General features: G+C 69.2%; 25 protein-coding genes. 12 read left to right on the top strand and 13 right to left on the bottom strand.

The annotated features are described in order from the left end of the window. Nucleotides 1-5 precede the first annotated feature (5 nt). Nucleotides 6-746 (top strand): hypothetical protein, encoded by a 741-nt coding sequence (locus ASF21_RS08920; protein ID WP_055769811.1) that lies wholly within the window; start codon nucleotides 6-8, stop codon nucleotides 744-746. A gap of 7 nt (nucleotides 747-753) precedes the next feature. Here ASF21_RS08920 and ASF21_RS08925 read toward each other — a convergent pair whose 3' ends face one another. Beyond that, nucleotides 754-1461, bottom strand: coding sequence for a hypothetical protein (locus ASF21_RS08925; RefSeq protein WP_055769813.1), 708 nt, complete (start codon nucleotides 1459-1461; stop codon nucleotides 754-756). A 189-nt stretch (nucleotides 1462-1650) separates the two neighbouring features. Between ASF21_RS08925 and ASF21_RS08930 the strand changes: the two genes are divergently transcribed. Next, nucleotides 1651-2265, top strand: coding sequence for an NUDIX hydrolase (locus ASF21_RS08930; RefSeq protein ID WP_055769815.1), 615 nt, complete (start codon nucleotides 1651-1653; stop codon nucleotides 2263-2265). Between the two features lie 93 nt (nucleotides 2266-2358). Here ASF21_RS08930 and ASF21_RS08935 read toward each other — a convergent pair whose 3' ends face one another. After that, the gene (locus tag ASF21_RS08935; protein WP_082471392.1) at nucleotides 2359-3129 is read right to left on the bottom strand and encodes a hypothetical protein; all 771 of its coding nucleotides are present in this window, start codon (nucleotides 3127-3129) and stop codon (nucleotides 2359-2361) included. A gap of 255 nt (nucleotides 3130-3384) precedes the next feature. Next, nucleotides 3385-4068, bottom strand: coding sequence for a class F sortase (locus ASF21_RS08940; protein WP_055769817.1), 684 nt, complete (start codon nucleotides 4066-4068; stop codon nucleotides 3385-3387). A 258-nt stretch (nucleotides 4069-4326) separates the two neighbouring features. On the opposite strand from ASF21_RS08940, the gene ASF21_RS08945 reads away from it, so the two are divergent. Further along, nucleotides 4327-5787, top strand: a complete 1461-nt coding sequence (locus tag ASF21_RS08945) for an excalibur calcium-binding domain-containing protein (RefSeq protein ID WP_268753684.1) — start codon at nucleotides 4327-4329, stop codon at nucleotides 5785-5787. Between the two features lie 73 nt (nucleotides 5788-5860). Here the strand turns inward: ASF21_RS08945 and ASF21_RS08950 are convergent, their stop codons facing one another. Beyond that, a complete protein-coding gene (locus ASF21_RS08950; protein WP_055769821.1) occupies nucleotides 5861-6763 on the bottom strand; it encodes an aldo/keto reductase in 903 nt (300 codons plus the stop codon). A gap of 18 nt (nucleotides 6764-6781) precedes the next feature. Further along, nucleotides 6782-7342, bottom strand: coding sequence for a GNAT family N-acetyltransferase (locus tag ASF21_RS08955; RefSeq protein ID WP_055769822.1), 561 nt, complete (start codon nucleotides 7340-7342; stop codon nucleotides 6782-6784). Between the two features lie 98 nt (nucleotides 7343-7440). On the opposite strand from ASF21_RS08955, the gene ASF21_RS08960 reads away from it, so the two are divergent. The 5 genes from ASF21_RS08960 (at nucleotide 7441) to ASF21_RS08980 (ending at nucleotide 11422) form a co-directional block, all read left to right on the top strand. Further along, nucleotides 7441-8292 (top strand): helix-turn-helix transcriptional regulator, encoded by an 852-nt coding sequence (locus tag ASF21_RS08960; protein ID WP_055769824.1) that lies wholly within the window; start codon nucleotides 7441-7443, stop codon nucleotides 8290-8292. A 145-nt stretch (nucleotides 8293-8437) separates the two neighbouring features. Continuing rightward, nucleotides 8438-9013 (top strand): 6-phospho-3-hexuloisomerase, encoded by a 576-nt coding sequence (hxlB, locus tag ASF21_RS08965; RefSeq protein ID WP_055769826.1) that lies wholly within the window; start codon nucleotides 8438-8440, stop codon nucleotides 9011-9013. A gap of 47 nt (nucleotides 9014-9060) precedes the next feature. Further along, entirely contained in the window at nucleotides 9061-9684 is a 624-nt protein-coding gene (gene hxlA / locus ASF21_RS08970) for a 3-hexulose-6-phosphate synthase (RefSeq protein WP_055769829.1), read from the top strand. A 147-nt stretch (nucleotides 9685-9831) separates the two neighbouring features. Next, on the top strand, nucleotides 9832-10023 hold the full coding sequence (locus ASF21_RS08975) for a hypothetical protein (protein ID WP_055769831.1): 192 nt from the start codon (nucleotides 9832-9834) through the stop codon (nucleotides 10021-10023). Nucleotides 10024-10030: 7 nt separating this feature from the next. After that, nucleotides 10031-11422 (top strand): amidase, encoded by a 1392-nt coding sequence (locus ASF21_RS08980; protein ID WP_055769832.1) that lies wholly within the window; start codon nucleotides 10031-10033, stop codon nucleotides 11420-11422. 38 nt (nucleotides 11423-11460) lie between these two features. Here ASF21_RS08980 and ASF21_RS16810 read toward each other — a convergent pair whose 3' ends face one another. After that, nucleotides 11461-12156, bottom strand: coding sequence for a DUF6318 family protein (locus tag ASF21_RS16810; RefSeq protein ID WP_157365824.1), 696 nt, complete (start codon nucleotides 12154-12156; stop codon nucleotides 11461-11463). 175 nt (nucleotides 12157-12331) lie between these two features. Between ASF21_RS16810 and ASF21_RS08990 the strand changes: the two genes are divergently transcribed. Both ASF21_RS08990 and ASF21_RS08995 read left to right on the top strand, forming a co-directional pair. Further along, entirely contained in the window at nucleotides 12332-13564 is a 1233-nt protein-coding gene (locus ASF21_RS08990) for an amidohydrolase (RefSeq protein ID WP_055769836.1), read from the top strand. Next, nucleotides 13561-14970: an amidase gene (locus tag ASF21_RS08995; RefSeq protein WP_055769838.1), complete on the top strand. Its 1410-nt coding sequence runs from the start codon at nucleotides 13561-13563 to the stop codon at nucleotides 14968-14970. The genes ASF21_RS08990 and ASF21_RS08995 overlap by 4 nt, the downstream gene beginning before the upstream one ends. Before the next feature lie 18 nt (nucleotides 14971-14988). Here ASF21_RS08995 and ASF21_RS09000 read toward each other — a convergent pair whose 3' ends face one another. From ASF21_RS09000 to ASF21_RS09030, 7 genes are all read right to left on the bottom strand, one after another. Further along, nucleotides 14989-15357 carry a PH domain-containing protein gene (locus ASF21_RS09000; protein ID WP_055769840.1) on the bottom strand — a complete coding sequence of 123 codons (369 nt, stop codon included), beginning with the start codon at nucleotides 15355-15357 and terminating at the stop codon, nucleotides 14989-14991. 89 nt (nucleotides 15358-15446) lie between these two features. Then, complete coding sequence (locus ASF21_RS09005; protein ID WP_055769842.1) at nucleotides 15447-16607, bottom strand: hypothetical protein; 1161 nt, start codon at nucleotides 16605-16607, stop codon at nucleotides 15447-15449. 36 nt (nucleotides 16608-16643) lie between these two features. Next, complete coding sequence (locus tag ASF21_RS09010) at nucleotides 16644-17471, bottom strand: nuclease-related domain-containing protein (RefSeq protein ID WP_235498731.1); 828 nt, start codon at nucleotides 17469-17471, stop codon at nucleotides 16644-16646. A gap of 173 nt (nucleotides 17472-17644) precedes the next feature. Beyond that, entirely contained in the window at nucleotides 17645-18508 is an 864-nt protein-coding gene (locus tag ASF21_RS09015) for an ABC transporter permease (protein WP_235498732.1), read from the bottom strand. Then, on the bottom strand, nucleotides 18498-19565 hold the full coding sequence (locus tag ASF21_RS17315; RefSeq protein ID WP_235498733.1) for an ABC transporter ATP-binding protein: 1068 nt from the start codon (nucleotides 19563-19565) through the stop codon (nucleotides 18498-18500). The genes ASF21_RS09015 and ASF21_RS17315 overlap by 11 nt, the downstream gene beginning before the upstream one ends. After that, nucleotides 19501-20697, bottom strand: coding sequence for a LolA family protein (locus ASF21_RS17030; RefSeq protein ID WP_055769846.1), 1197 nt, complete (start codon nucleotides 20695-20697; stop codon nucleotides 19501-19503). The genes ASF21_RS17315 and ASF21_RS17030 overlap by 65 nt, the downstream gene beginning before the upstream one ends. 220 nt (nucleotides 20698-20917) lie before the next feature. Beyond that, nucleotides 20918-21178 (bottom strand): GlsB/YeaQ/YmgE family stress response membrane protein, encoded by a 261-nt coding sequence (locus ASF21_RS09030; protein WP_055769848.1) that lies wholly within the window; start codon nucleotides 21176-21178, stop codon nucleotides 20918-20920. Nucleotides 21179-21369: 191 nt separating this feature from the next. Here ASF21_RS09030 and ASF21_RS09035 point away from each other — a divergent pair, with 191 nt between their 5' ends. Both ASF21_RS09035 and ASF21_RS09040 read left to right on the top strand, forming a co-directional pair. After that, a complete protein-coding gene (locus ASF21_RS09035; protein ID WP_082471396.1) occupies nucleotides 21370-21852 on the top strand; it encodes a PGPGW domain-containing protein in 483 nt (160 codons plus the stop codon). A gap of 110 nt (nucleotides 21853-21962) precedes the next feature. Beyond that, complete coding sequence (locus ASF21_RS09040) at nucleotides 21963-22367, top strand: four-helix bundle copper-binding protein (protein WP_055769852.1); 405 nt, start codon at nucleotides 21963-21965, stop codon at nucleotides 22365-22367. Nucleotide 22368: the final 1 nt, after the last annotated feature.

Raw genomic sequence — 22368 nt, forward strand, 5'->3', positions numbered from 1 at the left:
CTCCTATGGAGTCTGCTGAGCTGCCGCCGTCGATGATCGCCCGCCTGCTCGAGGAGATCTCATGGGAGAAGGCGACGAAGTACCGACGCGGCGGGCGCGGCATAGAAAACGTTCTGACGGCCGAGGTGCTGATCGCCCTGGATCTTTTGCCGCGCAGCCACTTTCTCGCTGCCGTGATCGATTCTTGTAGTGGAGCAGTGGCAACTCGGAAACGACTCATCGAGCAGACCGAGCAGGCGGAGATCTCGCTCCTGTCCGGGGATATGTCCATCAACCCGTCGGAAGCGACGGCTTCCACGTTCATCGTCCAACCCGACGCTCTGATCACGTCGGCGGGTGTCTTCACATTCGTGGAGGCGAAGCGGATCAGGACCAGCGCTTTCCAGCCGGAACAGCTTGCGCGGGAGCTCGTTGCGGTGATGAGCAACGCAGGTGATCGGATACCTCTGCTGTTCCTCCTGGGCGTCGAGCCTCCCGTGGCGGTCAAAGGGCTGGGCAAGATGCCACTGCACGACGCGATACAGCTGCACCTCCCGGCAGTCCTCGAGCGTGCCGGGGACATCGGTACGAGCGAGGAGGAACTGATGACCAAGGTGGCCGACGTCGTCTGCTGGATTTCCTGGCCGACCCTGGCGGCGACAGTCGAAGCACAGCTGGCTTCATTCTCGTGCGGGGATGACAGCACCGACGCTTCAATACAGCGAACAGGCAAGCAGCTGTTGAGCGCTATCGCCTGGCACTCCTAGCTCTCACTTAGTGAGTCAGGCGCTCCTTCTGGGCTACGGAGCCCGTCGATTCCATCGATGCTGTGTCTGCGTTGGCTCGCGTGGGGTCGTTGCGGATGAGGGCGCGATCGAACATCTGCCACTCATAGTCGAAGAGGTAGTTGTGACTGTTGCCGGCCAGATTCCACCGCTCGTTCGAGAACGACACCTTGATGAAGGAGCGATTGCCTCCCGGAGCTGGAATCTCGGGAGCGGTGTGGATGACGGTCGAGTCCAGGCGCATGAGGACCCTGTCGCCGTACGTCAGTTGGCGGATGTCGTTGTTGCCGTTGATCTGTTCTTCGAATTGTTGGGTCGAGCGGATGTGGTCGTCGCTGATCTGCTCGAAGGGTCCTTCGGCGAATATGGTCGGGTAGCGGTCGGTCCAGACGTAGTTGATGTCGGGCTTGGCGAACGCGTCGGAGTGCCAGCCGGGTCGGTTCAGCGGGTTGCCCGGGGTGGCCCAGCCGCGGCGGGCGGTGAGGTAGACGTAGTCCCACTGGTTGTTCCGTTGCTGCTCGATCGTGATCGCCTGTGTGATCATCTCCGATGCGAACCCCAGTCGGCGTGGAACGCGTACATCCCAGACCCCGTCTCCTTCCGGCATCCGGATCGGGAGATACATGTAGTGCATGTATTCCTCGAACTCCGGGTCGAAGAGTCCCACGATCTCAGGGGGGTGACCATAGATGTTCACAGGACACCTCTGTAACCGGCCGCGAACCACAGGGCGCCCTGCGTGCCCGTGCGCGCTCGGATGGCTCGTCGAGTTGTCCTGGCTTCGTTGCGACTGTCCATCGCGTCTCCTTACTCTTCCGTAGAGTTAGCGCAGTAATGCTCTAACTCGTCTTTGCTGACATTAGCGCACTTCTGCTTCAATTGCTACATGAGTGCCTCAAGTTCGGATCTGAGCACGTACCCGCGCCCGTCCCTTGCGGTGGATGCCGCAGTGCTGACCGTCCCGCCTGACAGGCCGCTGTCGATCGTGCTCATCGAGGACGCTCACGGGCGCCGGCTCCCGGGTACCTTCGTGCACGAGCGTGAACGGCTGGAGGATGCCGTTCGTCGGGGGCTGGCCGCGAAGACGGGCATCGAGGGCGTCGAGTTGGAGCAGTTGCACGTCTTCGATGCGCCCGATCGCGATGATCGTGGCTGGGTGATGTCCGTGGCGTACTTGGCCGTCGCGCCCTGGCCGGCGATCCGCCCACTTACGCTCGTCGTCCCCGTCGCCGAGAGGGGCGCACTCGCCTTCGATCATGACCAGATCGTGGAGCGGGCATTGCTCACCATCAGGCAGAACTACCGTGAACGCCCTGACCCTTACCGCCTGATCGCCGAGCCGTTCACGATGCGTCAACTCCACGACCTGCACCAGCAGGTCGCCGGCGAGATGCTGATGCGGGACAGCTTCCGCCGCGCAATGTCGCCCTACCTCCGCGAAACAGGGGACCTCGCCATAGGAACCGTCGGGAAACCAGCACGCCGCTTCATCCATCGATGAGTTCAGCAGGAGCCGGCTGTGTGATGACCGGACCCACACAATTGCGGTCACCGTGGTGCAACAGTGATTGGACCTACCGGATTGTGGTCCCGGTCAGAAGTCCTCGCCCGCCAGCACGTCCACGTGCACGTGGTCGACGTGCCGGAGGATCTCGTTCGCCGGCGCGGGGGCGTCGTAGGGGTGCCACCCGCCCCGGGCGATGCGGGCGCTCCAGAATCGGTCGTCGAAGATGACGTACTGAATGTTCAGCTCTTCGGCATGGGCCACGAGCCAGTGGGAGAGCACCCAGCCCTGACGCCGGTTCTCTTCGGACACGGGACGGAAGAACACATCGATGGCGCGCCCGTCGTAGTGCGTCGATTCTCCACCGTGCCCTGAGCCGACGCCGCCAGGCTCGAATCCGCCGAGGCTCTGCTCGCCGAACACCTCGGCCATGGATGTCCGCACCTGCTCGGCCCTCGGCGTCAGGCCCGACGGCGTCAGCTCCTCCACCTGAAGGTCCGCGTCCACGCTGCCCCGGCAACTGAGGACCGGCCCGGCGTCGTCCACGGGCCCGTCGGCAAGAGCCTGCAGAACGCCCTCCTCGACGTCCTCAGGCGCCGTAGCCTCGATGCCTCGCGCCTGCTGCGCTACCGCTGTCGTCGTTTGTTGGGCCTGGTCGCGCGTCAGCCCGACCTCGCCGTCCGGCGTCTTCACCGTGCACTCCGGTCCACCGAGGAGTGGACCGCTGCCGGCGCGCAGCCCGCCGACGAGCCCCGAACCCAGCAGTACGAGCACCGCGGCGACGGCCGCGAACACGACGAGCCCGAACAGCAGGGCCGTGGCAGCGCGCCGTCGGCGCCGCACCGCGCTGCTACTGACCACAGCTGGCACCAACTTCAGGAAGGACCGGGGAGGCACCGCACGCCGTCGCGCCTCGGCAGGTACGTGCTGTCCTGATCCAGCTCACCGACGCCAACCCTTCCGTTGCGATGCCGTGAATCGCCCGTCCGTCGGGAAGAGCGTCTGAAGGGTTAAGGGACGGGAGACCCGGAAGGTTCCTTGCAACGGATCAATGTCGGAGGAGTCGAGGACCGAGAAAAGAGGACCTGCCGGGCCACCCGCCTGCCAGCCAGCGGGTCAGGTCACCTCCAGGGTCGCGTAGACGACGTAGTTGTCATCGAACAGGCCGGTCTCCGGGTCGTACCCGTCGCAGGTGATCAGGCGCAGTTCCGCCCCGTTGGTGTTGCCGTAGACCTGGATCGTCGGAAACTCGTCCTTCGCGTACTGCTCGCCGCGCTGGACGACGAATGTCGCCACGGAGCCGTCCTTTCGGGTCACCTTGATCGTGTCGCCCTCGCCGAGGTCGCGGAGGGAGGCGAAGACACCCGCTCCGCCATCGGTGGCGTTGACGTGCCCGAGGACGACGGCGGGGCCGCGCTCGCCTGGCGTAGGCGACTGGTTGTACCAACCCGCGGGTGATCCCGGCTCGCCGGGTGGGACCTCGAGGGACCCGTCGTCCTGCAGCCCGAGCGACATGAGGTCCGTAGTCGTACCGGTGGACGGCAGGCTCAAGGTAACAGGCTCGGACCGTGGCAGAACCTCCGGCAGAGCGTCAGGAACGGCAGCGGGAGGGGTCGCGGCGTCGGGCGTCGGCACACCGGCCGTGGCCGTCGCCGTCGCCGTCGCGGATGCCGACGGCGGCGCCGGCGCGGGGGAGTTTACGACAGTTGCCTGCTCCGTGGCGCAGCCTGCCAGGAGAAGAACGGCGATCGCCGCGGAGACGGCGAAGCGCCCATGGCGGACGAAGGAGGAGTCGATCATCGCCTCATTCTCTACGACGCGGCTGAACGGTGCGTGTGTACGGATGGTCCGGGGTACAGAGCTTCATCTCAGGCCGATATCCACCTACGCCCTCGTGTCCAATATTCTGCGCGCGTTCATGCCTGAACGGACGTTCTACACTTCAGACTGTCGCGTCATCACTCGATGACAGCGCCTTCTCACGTACACCAATGGGGTTCCATGCTGCCGTCTTCACCTCCGCCTGCCCACAAGCCGTCACCCACGGGAGGCTTCTACGTGCAGAGGTCCACCGCTGTAGTTGCGGGTGTCGCCCTGTTCCTCGTCGTGATCGGCCTCATCGTCGGCGGTCTGAGCGGGGGCATCATCATGGCGGCCCTCGTCGCCCTCGTCACCGGCCTCTACACCGCCGTGACGAACCGGCCCTCCTGGGCGCGCCTGAACGGGCGCAAGGCGGGCGCCATCACCGCTGGCGCGAGCGTCGTTGCGCTCCTCATCGGCGGAGCGATCGCCCCGGCCGACGAGTCCGTACCGACCGCGGTCGCCGAGCAGACCCAGGAGGCTGCGCCGGAGGCAACGCCGACGACGGCCGCCTCGACAGCCCCGGCAACGCCGTCGCCCTCCGCGAGCCCGACGCCCACGCCGTCGCCCACTCCGACTGCGACGGCCGCCGACGTGGCACCCCTCGACGGCGACGCCGTCGTCGATGCAGCAGGGACGCCGCGTGCGCCGGCCGAGCAGCCGGCCGCGAACACGACGGCGCTGGCACTCCTCGAGACCCTGGCCATCAAGGGGCGTGCGCCGAAGACCGGCTACGACCGCGAGCAGTTCGGCCAGGCTTGGCTCGACGTCGACCGCAACGGCTGCGACACCCGCAACGACATGCTGAACCGCGACCTGACGGACATCGTCCACACGAACTCCGTGCCCTGCAAGGTGCAGTCGGGCATGCTGGCCGACCCGTACACCGCGACCACGATCGCGTTCCAGCGCGGGCAGGCGACGAGCACGAAGGTGCAGATCGACCACGTCGTGGCCCTGTCCGACGCCTGGCAGAAGGGTGCGCAGCAGCTCACCTTCGACCAGCGCGTCGCGTTCGCCAACGATCCGCTGAACCTGCAGTCCACCGATGGACCGACGAACCAGCAGAAGGGCGCGGGCGACGCCGCCACCTGGCTGCCGCCGAACAAGGGCTACCGCTGCGAGTACGTCGCGCGGCAGGTCTCCGTGAAGGCGACCTACACCCTCTGGGTGACGCAGGCGGAGCACGACGCGATGGCCCGCATCCTGTCCGACTGCAATGGCATCCTCGCGCCGACGAACCAGGTGGCGCCGTCGGTGACGCAGCCGCCGGAACCGGTCGAGACCGCGCCATCGCCGGAGCCGGTGCCGGAGGCGCCCGTCGTCGCGCCTGCGCCGGGGCCGTTCGCGAACTGCAGCGAGGCCGCAGCAGCCGGCTTCTCGAACATCCCTATCGGCTCAGCCGCGTACTCACCGGACCAGGACGGCGACGGCGACGGCGTCGCCTGCGAGGGCGGAGCGTCGGAGCCGGTCGCTCCGGCACCTGTGTCGGTAGCGCCCGCTCCGGTGGCACCTGCTCCCGTCGCGCCGGCGCCCGCGCCCGTCTATGCCAACTGCGACGCGGTCCGCGCAGCGGGTGCAGCCCCGATCTACGCCGGCACGCCGGGCTTCCAGCCGAAGTTCGACCGGGACGGAGACGGCATCGGCTGCGACAGCTAGCCCGACCTCACTGCGAACGACGGCGGGGCAGTCACCGAGAGTGACTGCCCCGCCGTCGTCTGCACGGGACGAGCTACATGCTCCAGAGCTCCGCGTGCACATCCGTCTCGTCTGACCAGCGGCGCTGCAGGGCGAAGAGCTCGTCGACGACGTCCCGCGGCAGGGGCTCGATGTCCCGGCTGAAGGAGAGGAGCTCGCGGAGGTTCTCCTCGCGGCTCGCCGAACCGACGGTCGAGACGACCTGCGGCGTGCTGTGCGCGAAGCGCAGGCAGAACTCCGCCCAGCTCGCGACGCCCGAGCGCTCGAAGATGGGAGCCACCTCGACGGCACGCTTTTGGAGGTACGGCTTCCAGGCGGCGCCCGGGACGTCACGCAGGGTGTGGACGGGGGCGCCGGCGACGGTCCGCATCGAGATGATCGCCTTGTCCTGCGCGAGCAGCTCGTCCCACAGCTCGTTCGACGCGAAGCGCTGCAGCGGGTTGAGGTAGAAGATGTAGCCGTCGATCAGCCCGTCGAGGTGCCCGGCCCGGAGCGCTGCGAGGGGAGCCTCCGACGTCCAGGGGAAGATCTCGAGGACGAAGCGTCCCACCAGCCCTTCGTCCCTGATGCGCTGCAGCTCGGCGAGCACCGGCCCGCCGGTCCGCATGTCGTCGGCGAACGCCCCGACGCCGGTGAGCTGGCCGATGTCGATCGAGCTGATCCCCAGCGGCTCGATGTTCTCCGCGATGGTCGCCCGGACGTCGTCGGCCGTCCCGCCGCCCAGCTTCACGATGACCGGCGGGACCTTCGTCCGGTCCTCGTCGAACGCGGCGCCGAGGACCTCGAGGGCGTGGTCGTACTGCCGGGAGGTGTGCAGCCACAGACCGGCGCCGATGGCGGTCCGGGCCATATGGGCCTGCTGGTCGCGGGGGACGTCGTCGTGCCCCAGCCGGGTGGTGCCATAGATGTACGGAGGGAGGTCTGCGAGAGGCTTCATTGCCTCAGGCTACCGGCCTCAGCCGCGCGGATCGGTGCTGAGGATCGACATCATGAGGGCGTCCACCCACTCGCCGTCCCAGCGCAGCGCGTCCCGCATCCGCCCCTCCGCGATGAAGCCGATCGTGCGGTAGGAGCGCATGGCGCGTGCGTTGAACGCGTACACCTCCAGTGCGACCCGGTGCAGTCCGATCACCTCGAAGGCATGGGCGACCACGGCCCGTCCGGCCTCCGTGCCGTAGCCCTGGCCGAGCGCGCCGGGACCGTTCAGGGCGATCCGATAGCCCATCGACGCGTTGTCGCGGTCGAGGTCGTTCAGCACCACCTCCCCGAGGTACTGGCCCGTGTCACGCCGCACGACGGCCCAGTCGGCGCGGTCGTCGGCGGCAGCCACGGTGTCGAGCCACGCGCGGATCTGTTCCTGCGTGAATCGCGCGTGCGTCCCCGTCAGGCGCAGGGTCTCCGGATCGTCCACGCCCGCCCAGAAACCATCGACGTGCCCGGCGTCCTGGGGTTCGAGGCGTAGGCGCGGCGTCTCGAGGGTCGGGAGCCGGGTGAAGTCGTAGTCGGCGATCGTCATTCCTCGATTGTCGGCCCGATCGAGGGATGGACGGACATCGCCGCAAGCGCGCCCTGCGGAATCGAACCGACGGGCCCGGGTGCGGCAAGATGGAAACCATGGACCGGGCCGCAGAGATCTCCGCTTTCCTGCGCTCGCGTCGCGCACGGCTTTCCCCGACCGAGCTCGGGGCGCCGTTCGACGGCAGGGTGCGCCGCGTGCCGGGGCTGCGCCGCGAGGAGGTGGCCCGGCTCGCCGGGATGAGCCCCGACTACTACATGCGGATCGAGCAGGGCCGCGGTGGCGCGGTGTCCCTGGAGATCATCGACTCGATCGCCCTGGCCCTCCGCCTCGACACGGTGGAACGCAATCACCTCCTCAACCTCTGCGGAACGCCCACGCCGCACCACACGCCCGGGCTGGAACCCCAGCGGGTCCGGCCCGGGCTGTACGACCTGCTCGCCGTCATGGAGTCGGTACCCGCCATCATCCTCGGGCGGCGCACCGACGTCCTGGCCAGCAATCGCCTGGCGCGGGCCCTGATGACCGACTTCGAGGCGCTGCCCGCTCCGCACCGTAACTACGCCCGCTTCATCCTGCTGGACCCGAAGGCCCGGGAGCTCTACCAGGACTGGGAGCAGGTGAGCGAGCAGACCACCGCGATGCTCCACCTGGACGTCGGGCGCTTCCCCGACGACCGCCAGCTCGCCGAGCTCATCCGCGCCCTCCGCGAGGGCTGCCCCGAGTTCACCCGGTTCTGGGACAACCAGAACGTGCACGAGAAGGACCAGGGGGAGATCCGGTTCAACCACCCGAGCGGCGGGAAGTTCGTGCTGCACTACCAGACCCTCCTGGTCCCGGGCGAGGCGGACCAGAGCGTCTGCACCTACTACGGGGCGCCGGGCTCCAGCAGTGAGGCCGCGCTGGCGCGCCTGGCCGGGCTGACGACGTCGTCCCCCGCTTGCGCCTGATCGCCGCGCCGGTGTGGCGGGGACCATGTGCCAGGCTAGCCCTGCGCAAACTAGGTCCAGCGGGGTAGGTCTCGGGCGGGTCGACGGTCCGGGGGAGTGATGGACTGGGATCCGGACGAACCCCCCAAAGGCAGGAGACCCACCCGTGACGACAGCATCGGACACCCCGTCGGTCCGGGACGCCCTGCGCCTGGTGCAGGACGAGCTCGCCGGAGCGGCGGACGGCCTGCAGGACGACCAGCTCGCCGCACTCGTCACCGAGATCCAGCAGGCGGGGCGCGTCTTCGTGACGGGAGGCGGCCGCAGCGGGCTCGCCCTGCGTATGCACGCCATGCGCCTCATGCACCTCGGCCTGACCGTCCATGTCGTCGGAGAGACGACGACGCCGGCCATCGGTTCCGGTGACCTGCTGCTCGTCGCGTCCGGCTCCGGCACCACCGCGGGAGCCGTGGCTGCAGCGGAGACCGCGGTGTCCGTGGACGCCCGCGTGGTGGCGCTCACGACCGACGGCGGGTCGACGCTCGCGGGCATCGCCCACTCCGTGGTGGTCATCCCCGCCGCGCAGAAGACCGACCACGCCGGCACCGCGTCCCGCCAGTACTCGGGCAGCCTCTTCGAGCAGGCCCTGCTGCTGGTGCTCGATGCCACGTTCCACACCCTCTGGAAGGTCGACGGCATCCCGGCCGAAGACCTCTGGCCCCGGCACGCCAACCTCGAATAACGCGCGCCACCCCTGATCCTCCATCCCCAGCCAGCAAAGGAAACACCATGAAACTGCAACTCGCCATGGACGTACTGACCGTCGACGACGCCCTCGAGCTCTCCGGCAAGGTCGCCGAGTACGTCGACATCATCGAACTCGGCACGCCACTCGTGAAGAACGCCGGACTCTCCGCCGTCACCGCGATCAAGGAAGCCCACCCGGACAAGATCGTCTTCGCGGACCTGAAGACCATGGACGCCGGCGAGCTCGAGGCCGACATCGCGTTCAAGGCCGGCGCGGACCTCGTGACCGTGCTTGGTGTCGCCGATGATTCCACCATCGCCGGAGCCATCAAGGCCGGGAAGGCCCACGGCAAGGGTGTGGTCGTCGACCTCATCGGCGTCGACGACAAGGCGGCCCGCGCCCAGGAGGTCACGGAGCTCGGCGCGGAGTTCGTCGAGTTCCACGCAGGGCTCGACGAGCAGGCACAGGACGGCTACGACCTGAACACCCTGCTGACCGCGGGCAAGGAATCCGGCGTCGCCTTCTCCGTGGCGGGCGGCGTGAAGCTCGCCACCGTCAAGGACGTGCAGTCCTCGGGCGCGGACGTCGCCGTCGTCGGCGGGGGCATCTACAGCGCCGACGATCCCGCGCAGGCCGCTAAGGACCTGCGCGACGCGATCAGCTGATCCGCCCGTCCATCACCGGATGGCAGAGGACGAATGAAGGACCGGTCCCCGAGGGGCCGGTCCTTCGTCGTGTTCCCGCCCGCTCGGATGTGATCCTGCCCGCGACGCGCGACGTGATCGCTCCGGTGCACCGGCTACGGTCGAGGTATGAGCGAATCCACCCCTGACCAGGCCTTCGTGCGGGCCATCGCCCTGCAGGCCCGCCTCGACCTCCCCGAGGAGCGCGTCGCGGATCTGGCGGCGGCCGCCGCACCGATCCATGCCCGGCTCCGCACCCTCTCCGCCGTCGACCTCGGCGAGACAGCACCGGCCGTGTCCTTCGACGCGTCGTGGGACTGAGGCACCGATGCAGCCCTATGAACTGAACCTCACGGAGGCCTCCGCCAGCATCTCCTCCGGCGAGCTCTCGCCGCGGGAACTGACCGAGTCCGCGCTCGCCCGCATCGAGGCCGTGGAGGGGCGCGTCCATGCCTTCGCCACCGTCACTGCGGAGATCGCGCTCGCCCAGGCGGACCGCGCCACCGTCGAGATCGCCCGGGGGACCTACCGCGGACCGCTGCACGGGATCCCCGTGGGCATCAAGGACCTGATGAACACCGCAGGGACCGCCACCACCGCCAGCTCGAAGGTCCGCGCGCAGTTCGTGCCCGATGCCGACGCGGCCGTCGTGGAGGCCGTCGGGCGCGCGGGGATGGTCATGGTGGGGAAGACCCACACCCACGAATTCGCCTACGGGGGAGTCACACCCACCACCCGCAACCCCTGGAACCTGGAGCGCATGGCGGGTGGCTCCAGCGGCGGGTCCGCCGCAGCGGTCGGCTACGGGGGAGTGCTCGCGGCCCTGGGCTCCGACACCGGCGGGTCCATCCGGATCCCGGCGTCGTTCTGCGGGACAGTGGGCCTCAAGCCGACGTTCGGCCGGGTCTCCCGCGTGGGCGTCGCCTCCCTGGCCTGGTCCCTGGACACCGTGGGGCCGCTGACCCGCAACGTCACCGACGCGGCACTCGTGCTGAACGCCATCGCCGGCCACGACCCGCGCGACCCCGGGTCCGCGCGGACGCCCGTTCCCGACTTCACCGAGGGGCTGGAGGACGGCGTGAACGGTCTCCGCATCGGGATCCCGACCAACTTCTTCACGGAGGACCTCGACGGCGAGACGGACGCGGCCGTCGCAGCAGCGGTGCGGGTGCTGGAGGGCCTGGGGGCCGTCGTCGTGCCCGTCGTGGTCCCGCAGGCCGAGCACCTCGGTGCGGTGATCACCGGGATCATGATGCCCGAGGCCAGCGCCTACCACCGGCGGGCGCTGCGCGAGACGCCGGAACTGTTCACCGAGGAGGTCCGCAGCCTGCTGGAGGTGGGCGAGACCATCCTCGCGACCGACTACATCGACGCCCTCCGCTTCCGGCAGTCGATGAAGGACGCGTGGAAGGACATGATGCGGGCGGTGGACGTCGTCGTCGCCCCGACCGTCCTCACCCCGGCGCTCCCCGCACAGGACACCGAACGCTTCCGGCCGGACGGCACCAGCGAGGACGCCAACGTCGAGTTCGGCCGGCTGTCCATCCCGGCGAACCTCCTCGGGTTGCCGTCGCTCCAGGTGCCGTGCGGGTTCTCCACCGCGGGCCTGCCGCTGGGCGTGCAGATCATGGGCAGGCCCTTCGCCGAGCAGACCGTCCTCGCCGTCGGCCGGGCGTACGAGCTGGTCACGGACACGGTGGGGAGGATCGCTCCCCTCTGATCGGGGCCGATCAGCGCGAACTCCGTCCGCCGCGGTGCCTAGCCCTCCGGTGACTCGGTCGCGGGTGGTGCCGTGTAGTCGATCAGCTGCCAGGCGCCATCGACATAGCGCGCCGTCACGGTGTGCGGGGAGTTCGGGCTGGCCTCGCTCGAACCGAGCCACCCCTCGCCGGAGAAGTAGAAGATCTCGCCCTGCGTGGTGGTGATCTCCGCGGTGTAGGTCCCGGCGGCATCCGGGACGAAGTCGGTGGAGAAGTCTGCCAGGGTGGTGGCTCCTCCGAGAGCCCACCCGAGCTGATAGATCTGCGCCATGGCGGTTTCGGCATCCGCGCAGAAGGTGCACGCGGGGTCGCTGACGGCTCGGAGTGGCTCGAGGTCGTTCGCCTCGTAGGAGTACGACAGCAGACTCAGCCAGTGCGAGGTGAAGGCCTCGAGCCCCTCGCGTGACTCCTCGTCCGCTTCCGCCGGCATTGCTGGAATCGGCAGATTCGCGGCGGGCGCGGCCGACGACGCCGGCCTCGGCTCGGCGCGGGCAGCGGTGGGTTGCGCCGAGGCGTCGGGCGGTGCTGTCGCCGGTGCCGTCGACGTGTCCGGAGAAGCCGTAGCCGTCGTCGCCCTCGCCTCGCGCGGTTCGTCCCCCGTCCCTGCCGACGCGTCGCAGGCCGTCAGCGACAATGCGACACCGACGGCAAGGGCGAGCACGGAGCTGCGAGCCCGACTGAACGTGATGGACATACGATCTCCTCCTGCACGACGCCAGAGAAGGAGTCGAAGCCATCATGGCCTATCGGGGAGGGCCACGCGTCACCGTGGACGCAGTGTCGAGGTCGGAGTTCCGGGGCCCGCTCTCGCGTCGGGGAACCACCACCTGATGTACTCGTGCACGGGCCACGTCATTCGAAAGGACACCATGACCATCGACACCGCCGTCTTCGACCTCTCCGATGCGCACACCACCGCGATGCACGAGCTGTACCGGCACCTGCACGCGCACCCCGAGCTCTCCATGCAGGAGACGCACACCGCGGCCTTCATCCTCGAGAAGCTCACGCACCTCGGACTGGAGACGTTCATGTGCGGAGGAACCGGCGTCGTCGGGATCCTGCGCAACGGCGACGGACCGGTGGTCGGCTACCGAGCCGACACGGACGGCCTGCCCATGCAGGAGGACACGGGCCTCGACTACGCGAGCACGTCGACGGGCACCCTGGCCGACGGGACGGACGTCCCGGTGATGCACGGCTGCGGCCACGACACGCACATCACCGTCGGCCTGACAGCGGCACAGCTGCTGACCGAGCACCGCGAGGCGTGGGCCGGCACGGTGGTGTTCATCTTTCAGCCCGGTGAGGAGATCGGTGAGGGCGCCGAGGCGATGGTCGAGGACGGGCTGTGGGACAAGGCGCCGAAGCCGTCCATCATCTACGGGCAGCACGTCTGGCCCGGACTGGCCGGGACCGTGAACATCAGCAAGGGTACGGCGATGGCGATGGCCGACTCCTGGCGGGTCACGGTGCACGGCAGGCAGGCCCACGGTTCGCAGCCCGAGCAGTCGATCGACCCCATCGTGCTCGGCGCCCACATGGTGGTCCGCATCCAGACGATCGTCTCGCGGGAGGTGCACCCCATGAAGTCGGCCGTCGTCACGATCGGCACGTTCCACGGCGGGCTCAAGGAGAACATCATCCCCGCCTCGGCGGAGTTCACCCTCAACGTGCGGACGTTCGATCCCGAGGTGCGGGACCGCGTGCTGGCCTCGCTCCGGCGGATCATCAGCGCCGAGGCCGCGGCGTCCGGTGCGCCGGAGCCGACCATCGAGGAGATCACCAGCTTCCCCCAGTGCTACAACGACCCCTCGTCCACCACGGACCTGATGGCCGTGCTCGGCGAGGTGCTGGGCGAGGACGCCGTCATCGAGGCGCCGCCCGTCATGGGCAGCGAGGACTTCGGCCTCCTCGCCGAGGCCATCGGCGTCCCCAGCGTCTACTGGTTCTTCGGCGGGCACGCGCAGGACAGGCTCGACGCCGGCACCCCGCCCGGCAACCACTCGCCGTTCTTCGCACCGGTGATCGAGCCGACCCTGACCACCGGCGTCCGCGCGGCGATGACCGCGCTGCTGTCCAGGGTGGGAACGACGGCGTGAGCGCTGCGCTGCACGAGCTGTCCGCCGTCGAGCTGACCGGTGCCATCCGCCGTCGCGAGGTGTCCGCGCGGGAGGCGCTCGACGCACACGTCGCGCGGATCGACGCCGTCAACGGGTCGATCAATGCGGTCATCACGGAGGACCGGGAGGGTGCGGCGGCGCTCGCGGCCGCGGCGGACCGGCTGACGACGTCGGGCGCTGATCTTCCGCTGCTCCACGGCCTGCCGATGACGCACAAGGACACCCATAACACGCGGGGACTGCGGACCACACAGGGGTCGGCGATCTTCAAGGACTTCGTGCCGACGTTCGACGACCTCATCATCAGGCGCCTCAAAAAGGCCGGAGTCGTCACCACCGGCAAGACCAATGTGCCGGAGTTCGCCGCCGGATCGCACACCTTCAACGAGGTCTTCGGGACGACCCTGAATCCCTACGACACGAGCCGCAGTGCCGGGGGTAGCAGCGGGGGAGTGGCGGCGTCGATCGCGGCACGCATCCAGCCGCTGGGCGAGGGCAGCGACATGGGCGGGTCACTGCGCATCCCGGCGTCCTTCTGCAATGTCGTCGGCTACCGGCCGTCCATCGGCGTGGTGCCGTCGCTGCCCACGCGCAACGCCTGGGCGTGGCTCTCGCGGCACGGGCTGATGGCGCGCGACGTCGACGACATCGCCCTGGGGATGACCGCGATCGCCGGGTCCGATCCGGCGAGCCCGTTCGGCTACCCCGTCACCGGCTCCTTCATCGATCCGCTGCAGCGGGATCTCACGGGCCTGCGGATCGGGTGGTCACCGGACTTCGGTCTCGGCGTGCCGGTGGACCGCGAGGTGCTCCGGGTGCTCGAGGGGCAGCTGCAGGTCTTCACGGACCTCGGCGCGACCGTCGAGGAGGCGGCCCCGGACCTGCGCGACGCCGACCAGGTGTTCGGGACGACGCGCGCCTTCGACTTCGTGCTCGGACTCGGTGAACTGGCTGCGAAGCACGGTAACGCGATCAAGCTGGAGATCCGGTGGAACATCGAGCAGGGGCGGAAGCTGACGGCGCAGGACCTGGTGGACGCAGCCCTCGCCCGGACCCGGCTCGACACCAGCGTGCGCCGCTACTTCGGCAGGTACGACGTCTTCGCAAGCCCTGCCGCGCAGGTGATGCCCTTCGACGCGGTGTCGCGGTACCCGACGTCGGTCAACGGCGTCGACTTCGCGACGTACCTCGACTGGATGCGCTCGGCGTGCCTCGTCTCGGCAACCGGCCTGCCGGCGGTCTCGGTCCCGGCAGGCTTCAGCGAGGGCGGCCTGCCGGTCGGGCTGCAGCTCGCGATGCCGTACGGGAGCGACGTCGGACTCCTGCAGGTCGCGTACGCGTTCGAGCAGGCGACGGGCTGGGCGAAGCGGGCGCCGGCCCTGTAGGAGCTCCGTCACGACAGCTCATCGGTTGATGATGTGCCAGAGGATGACGTCGTGGGCGTGCTTCGCCTTCTCGTCACCCCGGAAGTCGGCCTCGAACGCCTTGGACCCCGCGGAGACGGCGATGGACGAGCTCGACGCGAACTTGCCGAGCATCGACTTGTTCGTCAGCATCGACACGGCCTGGATGTTCCGATAGGGCACTGACGTCAGCGCCACCTTGTTGCCGACGAAGCTCTTGTCCTGCAGGATCACGCGCTGGTTCGTCAGCCCGATGAATCCCGTGCCGACACCGATGCAGTCGTACACCGCGATGACCTGCTCGCCCTGCAGCAGGCCCGCGAGGATCATCTGGAGCTGTTCCGGCCGGTCGTGGACGATCTGGTTCATGCGGTTCCCCCTCGATGTGTCGGACTCGATGCCCGCCGTCCTGATCCTAGGCGTACTCAGGGTGGGCTGCCTCGTACTCCTCTCCTGGCTCACGTGCGGCGTGCGAGCCGGACGACCGACGGGTCCACCGGATCCTTGACCACCCCGACTCCTGCCGCCGCCGCCTGCGCGAGGCACCACGTCACGAGGCCGCCGAGGGCAAGGCTCGCGAGCTTCCTGTCCCGGTCGAGGCGCTGCCCCACAAGCGCACCGAATTGCCCCACGTGCACTCCGCTCGCGCGTAGCTGCCCGTCCTGCAGGGCAGCGAGGAAGGCCGCACGGACATGCTCGGGACCGGCCGACGGTGGGACGTGCTGCACGACGTGGCGTCGCAGGTGGCCGCTGACCGAGGTGGTCCTCCTGGGCGTTCCGGCGGCGGGAGGTGCTGCTGGTGGCGTGGCCACAACGGCCGGGGCACCCGCCGGCGCCTTCGGTGCGGCAACCGCTGCTGCCGGTCGCACCGGAACCGCGGCTGCCTCCGGGGCGGGTGCTGCTGCCGACGTGAGCTCCTGCTCGGCGAGCGCCGCGAGTTCCAGATGCAGCGCCGCCAGTTCGCGGTGGATGGCAGCGACCCTCGACGGCGGGCCCGGCGTACCGGTACCGGTCGCGAGCTTACGGCGGATCACGGTCGAGACGGCGCAGCGGAACAGTGCGGCCAGTGTCTCCGCGAGCGCGGTCCTCCCCGCGTCGGCCGCGACCACCAGCGGTACGGGCGAGGAGCGGCTCTCGATGGTCCGGGCCAGTTCCTCGAGCGATCCGTGCACCGCCCCGAACCGCAGGCGCTCCTCCTGCGTCGCCGGCCCGACCTGCGGCGAGTAGACGCTCTGGAAGGGGTTGATGGAGACGAGGTCAGCGGACGGGAAGTGGTCCTTCGCGACGACCTGCCGGAGGACCCTGCGGACCGCGTCGAGTTGCCGCGCCACCTGTTCGACCGGGTTCGGCACGCCGGCACCGGTCACGAGGACCCACGGCTCGCCCACGTCCCGCACCCGGGAGACCGCCGCCGGGTACCGTTTCCACTCGCTGAGGATGAACGTGCCCCTGGTCGCGTTGTAGAAGAGCCAGTCCACCTCGGCGACCGGGAATCCCGGCGCGTCGACCCGACAGTTGCTGAACGCCCAGACGTGGTCGCCGAGAAGCTGATGCAGGCGGTGCACGTCTGCCGGAGCGGCCGTATGGGCGGCAGTGTTCGTCGAGGGGAAATGGAGCACGGGTGTCTTTTCGGCGGGAGGGGAGGGGCGGACCGGTCAGAACGGCGGCAGGACGCCGGCCACGGTGGCGAGGGCGGCGGCCGGCATGGCCAGGAGCCAGCCGATGCGCCGCCGTCGTGCCTGGTGCACCAGGTGCTGGAGGGCAGAGAACCGGGCGACGACGTCGGCGGGCGAGTGCAGCTCCGGTGGCGTGCGGCGCCAGGTGGACGGCTGGGCCGCTGCCGCTGCGAGGATGGCGACGTGGTCGGCGGTCAGGACCACGGGGCGACGGGTGAGCCAGCGGAGGAGCTGGTCGGAGGTCAGGACGGTGACGCTGCTGTGCTTCTCCTTGACCGTCAGCCTGCGGGCTCCGACGACGACGATCGCCGCGTCCACGGTGACCTGATGGCACACCGCTGCGGCCAGGAGCTTCGCGGCCCTGGTGGCTTCGTGCTCGGCGTTGCGGACGTGCGGCTGCCGCACACCGTTCACCATGAACGTGCCCTTCGCCGTCCAGATGGCCTGGCCCGCGTGATGCTTCGTGTTGAGCGTGTAGACACCGGTGGGGCCGATCACCACGTGGTCGATGTCGGAACCCTTCTCGCCGACCGGCACGGCGTGGAGCGCCCGCCAGTCCGGGCCGAGGGCTGCCAGGCGCCGCCCGACGGCGCGCTCCCCGAGCGCGCCCTGGTACCAGGGCCAGGCGGAGGCTCCGAGCGGGCTGGCTCCGAAGAGGCGCTGCAGGCGTCCACGGGCCGGCTGCCCGGACTGGAGGGCCAGCACTTCCTCCATGACCGACTGTCCCGGCTCCCGCCGCATGAGGAGGCCGACCGTCTTCCCGGTCATCAGCCCCGGGTGCTCCTCCATCGGCTCGGCAATGCTCATCGCCTGTTCCTGCCCGTTCGATCGGTTCCCGACGGGACCCGTCCAGCCCCAAGGTGACCCGGGCGGTCTAAGCCCCGCCCGGGTCACCTTGAATCTATCGGGGAGTCCTCAGGGCGGATCCGTCACGAGCTGCCGTGGGACGGCAGGATTGCCTCAGGGTTTCCGCAGCCCCGTCAGCTCAGGATGTCCTTGGTGCTGAACCGCCCGTAGGCCAGCGTGCCGAAGACGGCGATGTACCCGGTCTGCAGCACGGCGTTGTCGATGAAGGAGGACCAGACGATGGGCTGCCGCAGGAAGTCCGCGAAGCCCAGCCAGTAGTTCGTGAACAGCCAGGGGTGAAGCCATTCCAGTTGGGGCAGCGCTCCGAGGATCTGCGCGACGGCCGCGAGCGCCGCGGTCGCCGCCATCGCTCCGACCGGGATGGTGGTGAGCGTCGAGATGAACAGGCCGATGGCGCTGAGTCCCATGAGGGACACCGTAACGTAGAGGGCGAGCAGCAGGAGCCGCCCGAAGTACCCGCCGATGCCCACGGTGTCGCCGGACAGCAGCGTCACCGGACCCACGGGGAACAGCAGCGCGCCGATGATGGCGCCCGTGATCACGACTGTGAGCGTGGCGACGAAGCAGAACAGGGCCGCGCCGGCGTACTTCACGAGCAGCAGCCGGATGCGCCCGGCAGGAGCGACCAGCAGGTACCGCAGGGTGCCGAGGTTCGCCTCGCCGGCGATGGTATCGCCCGCCACGACCCCGATGGTCAGCGGGAGGAAGAGCGGGATGGCGACGGTGAGCGCGGTCAGCGACACGAACAGGCCGTTCTCCGTGATGCTGTTGAGGAAGGCGGGTCCGCGGCCGCTGGCCGAACCATCGGAGGACACGCGGACGACGACGGCGATCAGGATGGGGATCAGCGCGAGCGCCCCGATCATCGCCCACGTGCGGAGCCTCCGGAACAGCACGGTGACCTCGGACAGCACGAGCGTGAGCCCGAGCGATCCTCCGGCGCGAGGTGGGCGGGTGACTGCGGATTCAGCCGGCAACGTCGAACCCCTCTCCGGTGAGTGCGACGAAACGGTCCTCGAGCGAGGCACCGCTGGCTTCGAAGCCGCGGACCCGCACGTCGGCACGCACGAGTGCGGCGTTGACGGTCTCGGGCAGGAGCCCGGGTACCGAGAGTTCGGCCGTGATGACATCGTCGCGTCCGTGCGGTTCGGGCGTCAGCCCGAGTCCGCTGAGGACGCGGTGCGCGTCCGCGAAGTCCGGCGTGGCCACGCGGACGCGAGCCGTGCCTGCGGACCTGAGCTCGTCGAGGGTGCCCTGGGCGACCAGCTGACCGGCGCTCATGACCGCGATGCGGTCGCACATCTGCTCGACCTCGGCCAGCAGGTGGCTCGAGACGAAGATGGTGGTGCCGTCATCGGACAGGGACCGGATGAGGCTGCGGACCTCCCGGGTGCCCTGCGGATCGAGTCCGTTGGTCGGCTCGTCGAGGATGAGCAGGTCCCGCGGGGCGAGCAGCGCGTTCGCGATGCCGAGTCTCTGCTTCATGCCGAGGGAGTAGGCGTGCGCCCGCTTCTTCGCGGCATGGCTGAGGCCCACCCGTTCGAGGGCGGCGTCGACGCGGGCGTTCCGGGTGGCGGGCGAGGTGTGGCGGTCCGCGGCGTCGAAGCGCTGCAGGTTGGCGCGCCCCGAGAGGAACGGGTAGATGGCCGGGCCTTCGACCAGGGCGCCGACCCGCGGCAGGACCGCCCGCGCATCCTTCGGCATGACGCCGTCGAGCAGGCGGATCTCCCCGCTCGATGCGGCAGCCAGTCCGAGGAGCATGCGGATGGTGGTCGTCTTGCCTGAACCGTTCGGGCCGAGGAAGCCGAAGACCGAGCCACGGGGAACGGCGAGATCGACGCCATTGACGGCCTTCTGCCTGCCGAAGACCTTGGTCAGACCGAGCGTCTCGATCGCGAGGGTGTCCCCGCTCACGAGCGGGCCCGCACTGTCCGTGCGGGCCCGCTCGAGAACCTCGGTGGTGCTCCGGTCACTGCTGGGCGGCGGCGACGAGCTGGTCGACCCCGACCGCGCCTGCGAGGATTCGGCCGTCATCGGTGACGAGCACCGAAACGAGCGAGGTCTGCAGGGCCTTGCCGCCGTCCACCTCGGTGAGTGCCTGCTGCAGGAGCGCCTGGGCTCCGGCGACTTCCTCGGGGTCCATGCCGGGCTTGATCTCCATGATCTCGCCCATTCCCGCGGCTTCCCCGTCGCCGAGGTCCAGGCCGAGCTGACCCGCACTGCCGGCGGGCAGCTCCACGATGGTGCTCCAGTCCTCGCCGATGACGGTCGGCTGCTCCGGCGTCTCGGCCGGTGCTCCCTCTGCCTCCAGCTTCGCCCGGGCCTCGTCCGCGGTAGGTGCTTCCGTGACGGTGGCTCCGGCAGGAGGCGTGAAGTCGAAGATGCCGGCATCAGGGGTGCTGAAGTCGACGGCGCTGAAGCCCGCCGTGAAGGCCGGATCCTCCTGGCCCTTGGCCTGGACGGTGACGCTCAGCGGCACACCTGTCTCGGCGTCGACGCTGACGGCGATGGAGCCGATCAGTGTTGCAGGGTCCTCAGGGGTGAGCAGGAGCTGGTACGCGCTGCGTCCCGCGACGCGGCTGGTGCCGTCCACGGCCACCTCGGTGCTGGGGTCGATCCTCGCGAGGAAGGTCTGGGCCAGTTCGGCGGGTGTGCGGGGGACGTTCTGCAGCTCCGGGTATTCAGCAGCTTTCTGCTGCAGCTTCGCTTCGAGCTCGGCCTTCGCGGCGTCCTGGTCCGGCAGCACGGCGTGCGTGGCCTCGTTGGACTGCGAGTCGTAGTACCAGGCGTCGGTGGTGTTCACGACGACGTCCCGCTGCGCGAGCTGATCGAGGACCTGCACACGTGCCTTGTCCGGACCGTCGACATACACCTGCGCGGTGTGGTCGCCGGTCAGCAGTTCGAGGGCCATGGAGGTCGGGTCCGAGCTGGAGGTCCCGCCCGGGGGAGTAGCCATGCCGATGTCCGGGAGGCCGAGGTCCGAGGACTGTTCCACCGTGCCGGAGTAGGCGTCGTCACTGCTCGTCGCGACGAATTCGAGCAGCTCCTGCGCGGTCTTCGCGGGGAGTTGCGGTTGGGCTTCGGCCACTGCGGACCCACTTACGGCGGCAGCGACGATGACGACTGGGACGATGCCGGCGGGGAGCCAGCGCCAGTTCTTGTTCATGATTGAGCCTTCCGAACGTTTCTGTGCCCCATCTGGTGTCAACGCTACACCTGCACTGTGACAGTTCTCGGGGCACGTGTACTGGGTGAACGAGCGGGAGGGCCGAGGCGTGCCGGCATCCGCCGGACGGCGTTGCACGGCGCGGAATGCGGCGTCGGCGGCGGACCGGTGACACGAAGAAGGGGCGGCCGGAGCCGCCCCTTTCGTGCCGCGATGGGCCCTAGCGCGTGACGCGGCGGCGACCGGCGAGGGACTCGGCGACGCCGATGAGCAGCACGGCGGCGATCACGGCGAGGACGAAGCCCAGGACGTTGAGTTCGAAGATGCCGCCCGTGTTGAAGAACTGCGCGATGAGCCCGCCGATGATGGAGCCGACGAGGCCGAGCAGGAGGGTCGCGAGCAGCCCGAGGTTCTGCTTGCCCGGCTTGATGAGGCGGGCGAGTGCCCCGATGATGAGGCCTGCGACGAGGAATCCGATCATGATGTTCTCCTTCTGTAGCGGCCCGCCCTGCGGGCGGGAAGTCTGCGAGTGATCGTGCCGGTCACGAACCCTGATGCCGAACCACTTCCTCGAGGGGGGAGCAACCCGGTGCCGAGCGGTGTCGGAGTCCTTGCCGCGATCTGGTGTCCCCTCAACGATAGAGGAATGCACAGCTGGCTGAGTACTTCGTGATGGCACGATCTCCTCGACAACGGCGCGGGCGCGGGTCCGTGTTCGCCGGACGGACGCGCCCCCACGGCGTCGGCCGCATCCTCGGCCTGGTGGTCGGATGGCTGCTGGTGGTCGTCGGCCTCGCGGCGCTCGTGCTTCCCGGGCCCGGCCTCCTTGCGCTCGTGGCAGGCCTCGCGGTGCTCGCCCAGCAGTACGAATGGGCGCGGCGCTGGTTGCAACCCGTCAAACGCAAGGCCTTCGCCGCAGCGGCGCAGGGCGTGAAGAGCATCCGGAACATCGTCATCAGCTTCCTCGGCGCCCTGGTGCTGGTGCTGCTCGGTGTCCTCTGGGGTCTCAACCCACCGGTGCCCGCCTGGTGGCCGCTCGATGAACGGTGGTGGTTGCCCGGTGGCTGGAGTGTCGGCTCGAGCCTGATCCTCTCCGGGCTCCTTGCTGCGGCCTTCATCGTCTACAGCATCCGGCGCTTCCGCCCTGTGGGCTGACGATCACCGGTCGGTCCCGATCCGAGGATCTGGTGGCGGAACGGAAAGTAGTAAGCGTACTGTCGAATGCGTGTCCGGCCGGGCACGAGACCGATCCGAAGGAGTCTGCCATGACGAACGCCGGTGCGATGCTCGACACCTACCCGCAGGACCGCGACGGCTTCGACCGCGATCTGCTGGTCGCCTGCCTGGAAGCGTGCTTCGACTGCGCCCAGACGTGCTCGGCCTGTGCGGACGCCTGCCTTGCGGAGGACATGGTGGCCGAGCTGCGGACATGCATCAGGACCAACCTCGACTGCGCCGACATCTGCGTGACGACGGGGCGCATCCTGTCCCGCCACACGGGGTACGACGCGAACCTGAGCCGCGCCGTCCTCGAAGCCTGCCGTGCGGCCTGCACGGCCTGCGGTGACGAGTGCTCGCAGCACGCGGACATGCATGAGCACTGCCGGATCTGCGCCGAGGCCTGCCGTCGCTGCGAGCAGGCCTGCGAGGCCCTGCTCGCGTCGATGTAGG

This window comes from Arthrobacter sp. Leaf234, from assembly GCF_001422665.1.
Classification (GTDB): domain Bacteria; phylum Actinomycetota; class Actinomycetes; order Actinomycetales; family Micrococcaceae; genus Arthrobacter_D.

Bases quoted from the DNA above. Each gene is read 5' to 3' on its own strand.
- ASF21_RS09035 (WP_082471396.1), top strand. From the start codon at position 21,370: ATGGCACGATCTCCTCGACAACGGCGCGGGCGCGGGTCCGTGTTCGCC.
- ASF21_RS08960 (WP_055769824.1), top strand. From the start codon at position 7,441: ATGGACCGGGCCGCAGAGATCTCCGCTTTCCTGCGCTCGCGTCGCGCA.
- ASF21_RS08980 (WP_055769832.1), top strand. From the start codon at position 10,031: ATGCAGCCCTATGAACTGAACCTCACGGAGGCCTCCGCCAGCATCTCC.
- ASF21_RS09030 (WP_055769848.1), bottom strand. From the start codon at position 21,178: ATGATCGGATTCCTCGTCGCAGGCCTCATCATCGGGGCACTCGCCCGC.
- ASF21_RS09000 (WP_055769840.1), bottom strand. From the start codon at position 15,357: ATGAACCAGATCGTCCACGACCGGCCGGAACAGCTCCAGATGATCCTC.
- ASF21_RS08975 (WP_055769831.1), top strand. From the start codon at position 9,832: ATGAGCGAATCCACCCCTGACCAGGCCTTCGTGCGGGCCATCGCCCTG.
- ASF21_RS17315 (WP_235498733.1), bottom strand. From the start codon at position 19,565: ATGACGGCCGAATCCTCGCAGGCGCGGTCGGGGTCGACCAGCTCGTCG.
- ASF21_RS08955 (WP_055769822.1), bottom strand. From the start codon at position 7,342: ATGACGATCGCCGACTACGACTTCACCCGGCTCCCGACCCTCGAGACG.
- ASF21_RS08940 (WP_055769817.1), bottom strand. From the start codon at position 4,068: ATGATCGACTCCTCCTTCGTCCGCCATGGGCGCTTCGCCGTCTCCGCG.
- ASF21_RS09040 (WP_055769852.1), top strand. From the start codon at position 21,963: ATGACGAACGCCGGTGCGATGCTCGACACCTACCCGCAGGACCGCGAC.
- ASF21_RS08920 (WP_055769811.1), top strand. From the start codon at position 6: ATGGAGTCTGCTGAGCTGCCGCCGTCGATGATCGCCCGCCTGCTCGAG.
- ASF21_RS16810 (WP_157365824.1), bottom strand. From the start codon at position 12,156: ATGTCCATCACGTTCAGTCGGGCTCGCAGCTCCGTGCTCGCCCTTGCC.
- ASF21_RS17030 (WP_055769846.1), bottom strand. From the start codon at position 20,697: ATGAACAAGAACTGGCGCTGGCTCCCCGCCGGCATCGTCCCAGTCGTC.
- ASF21_RS08930 (WP_055769815.1), top strand. From the start codon at position 1,651: ATGAGTGCCTCAAGTTCGGATCTGAGCACGTACCCGCGCCCGTCCCTT.
- hxlA (WP_055769829.1), top strand. From the start codon at position 9,061: ATGAAACTGCAACTCGCCATGGACGTACTGACCGTCGACGACGCCCTC.
- ASF21_RS09010 (WP_235498731.1), bottom strand. From the start codon at position 17,471: ATGAGCATTGCCGAGCCGATGGAGGAGCACCCGGGGCTGATGACCGGG.
- ASF21_RS08990 (WP_055769836.1), top strand. From the start codon at position 12,332: ATGACCATCGACACCGCCGTCTTCGACCTCTCCGATGCGCACACCACC.
- ASF21_RS08950 (WP_055769821.1), bottom strand. From the start codon at position 6,763: ATGAAGCCTCTCGCAGACCTCCCTCCGTACATCTATGGCACCACCCGG.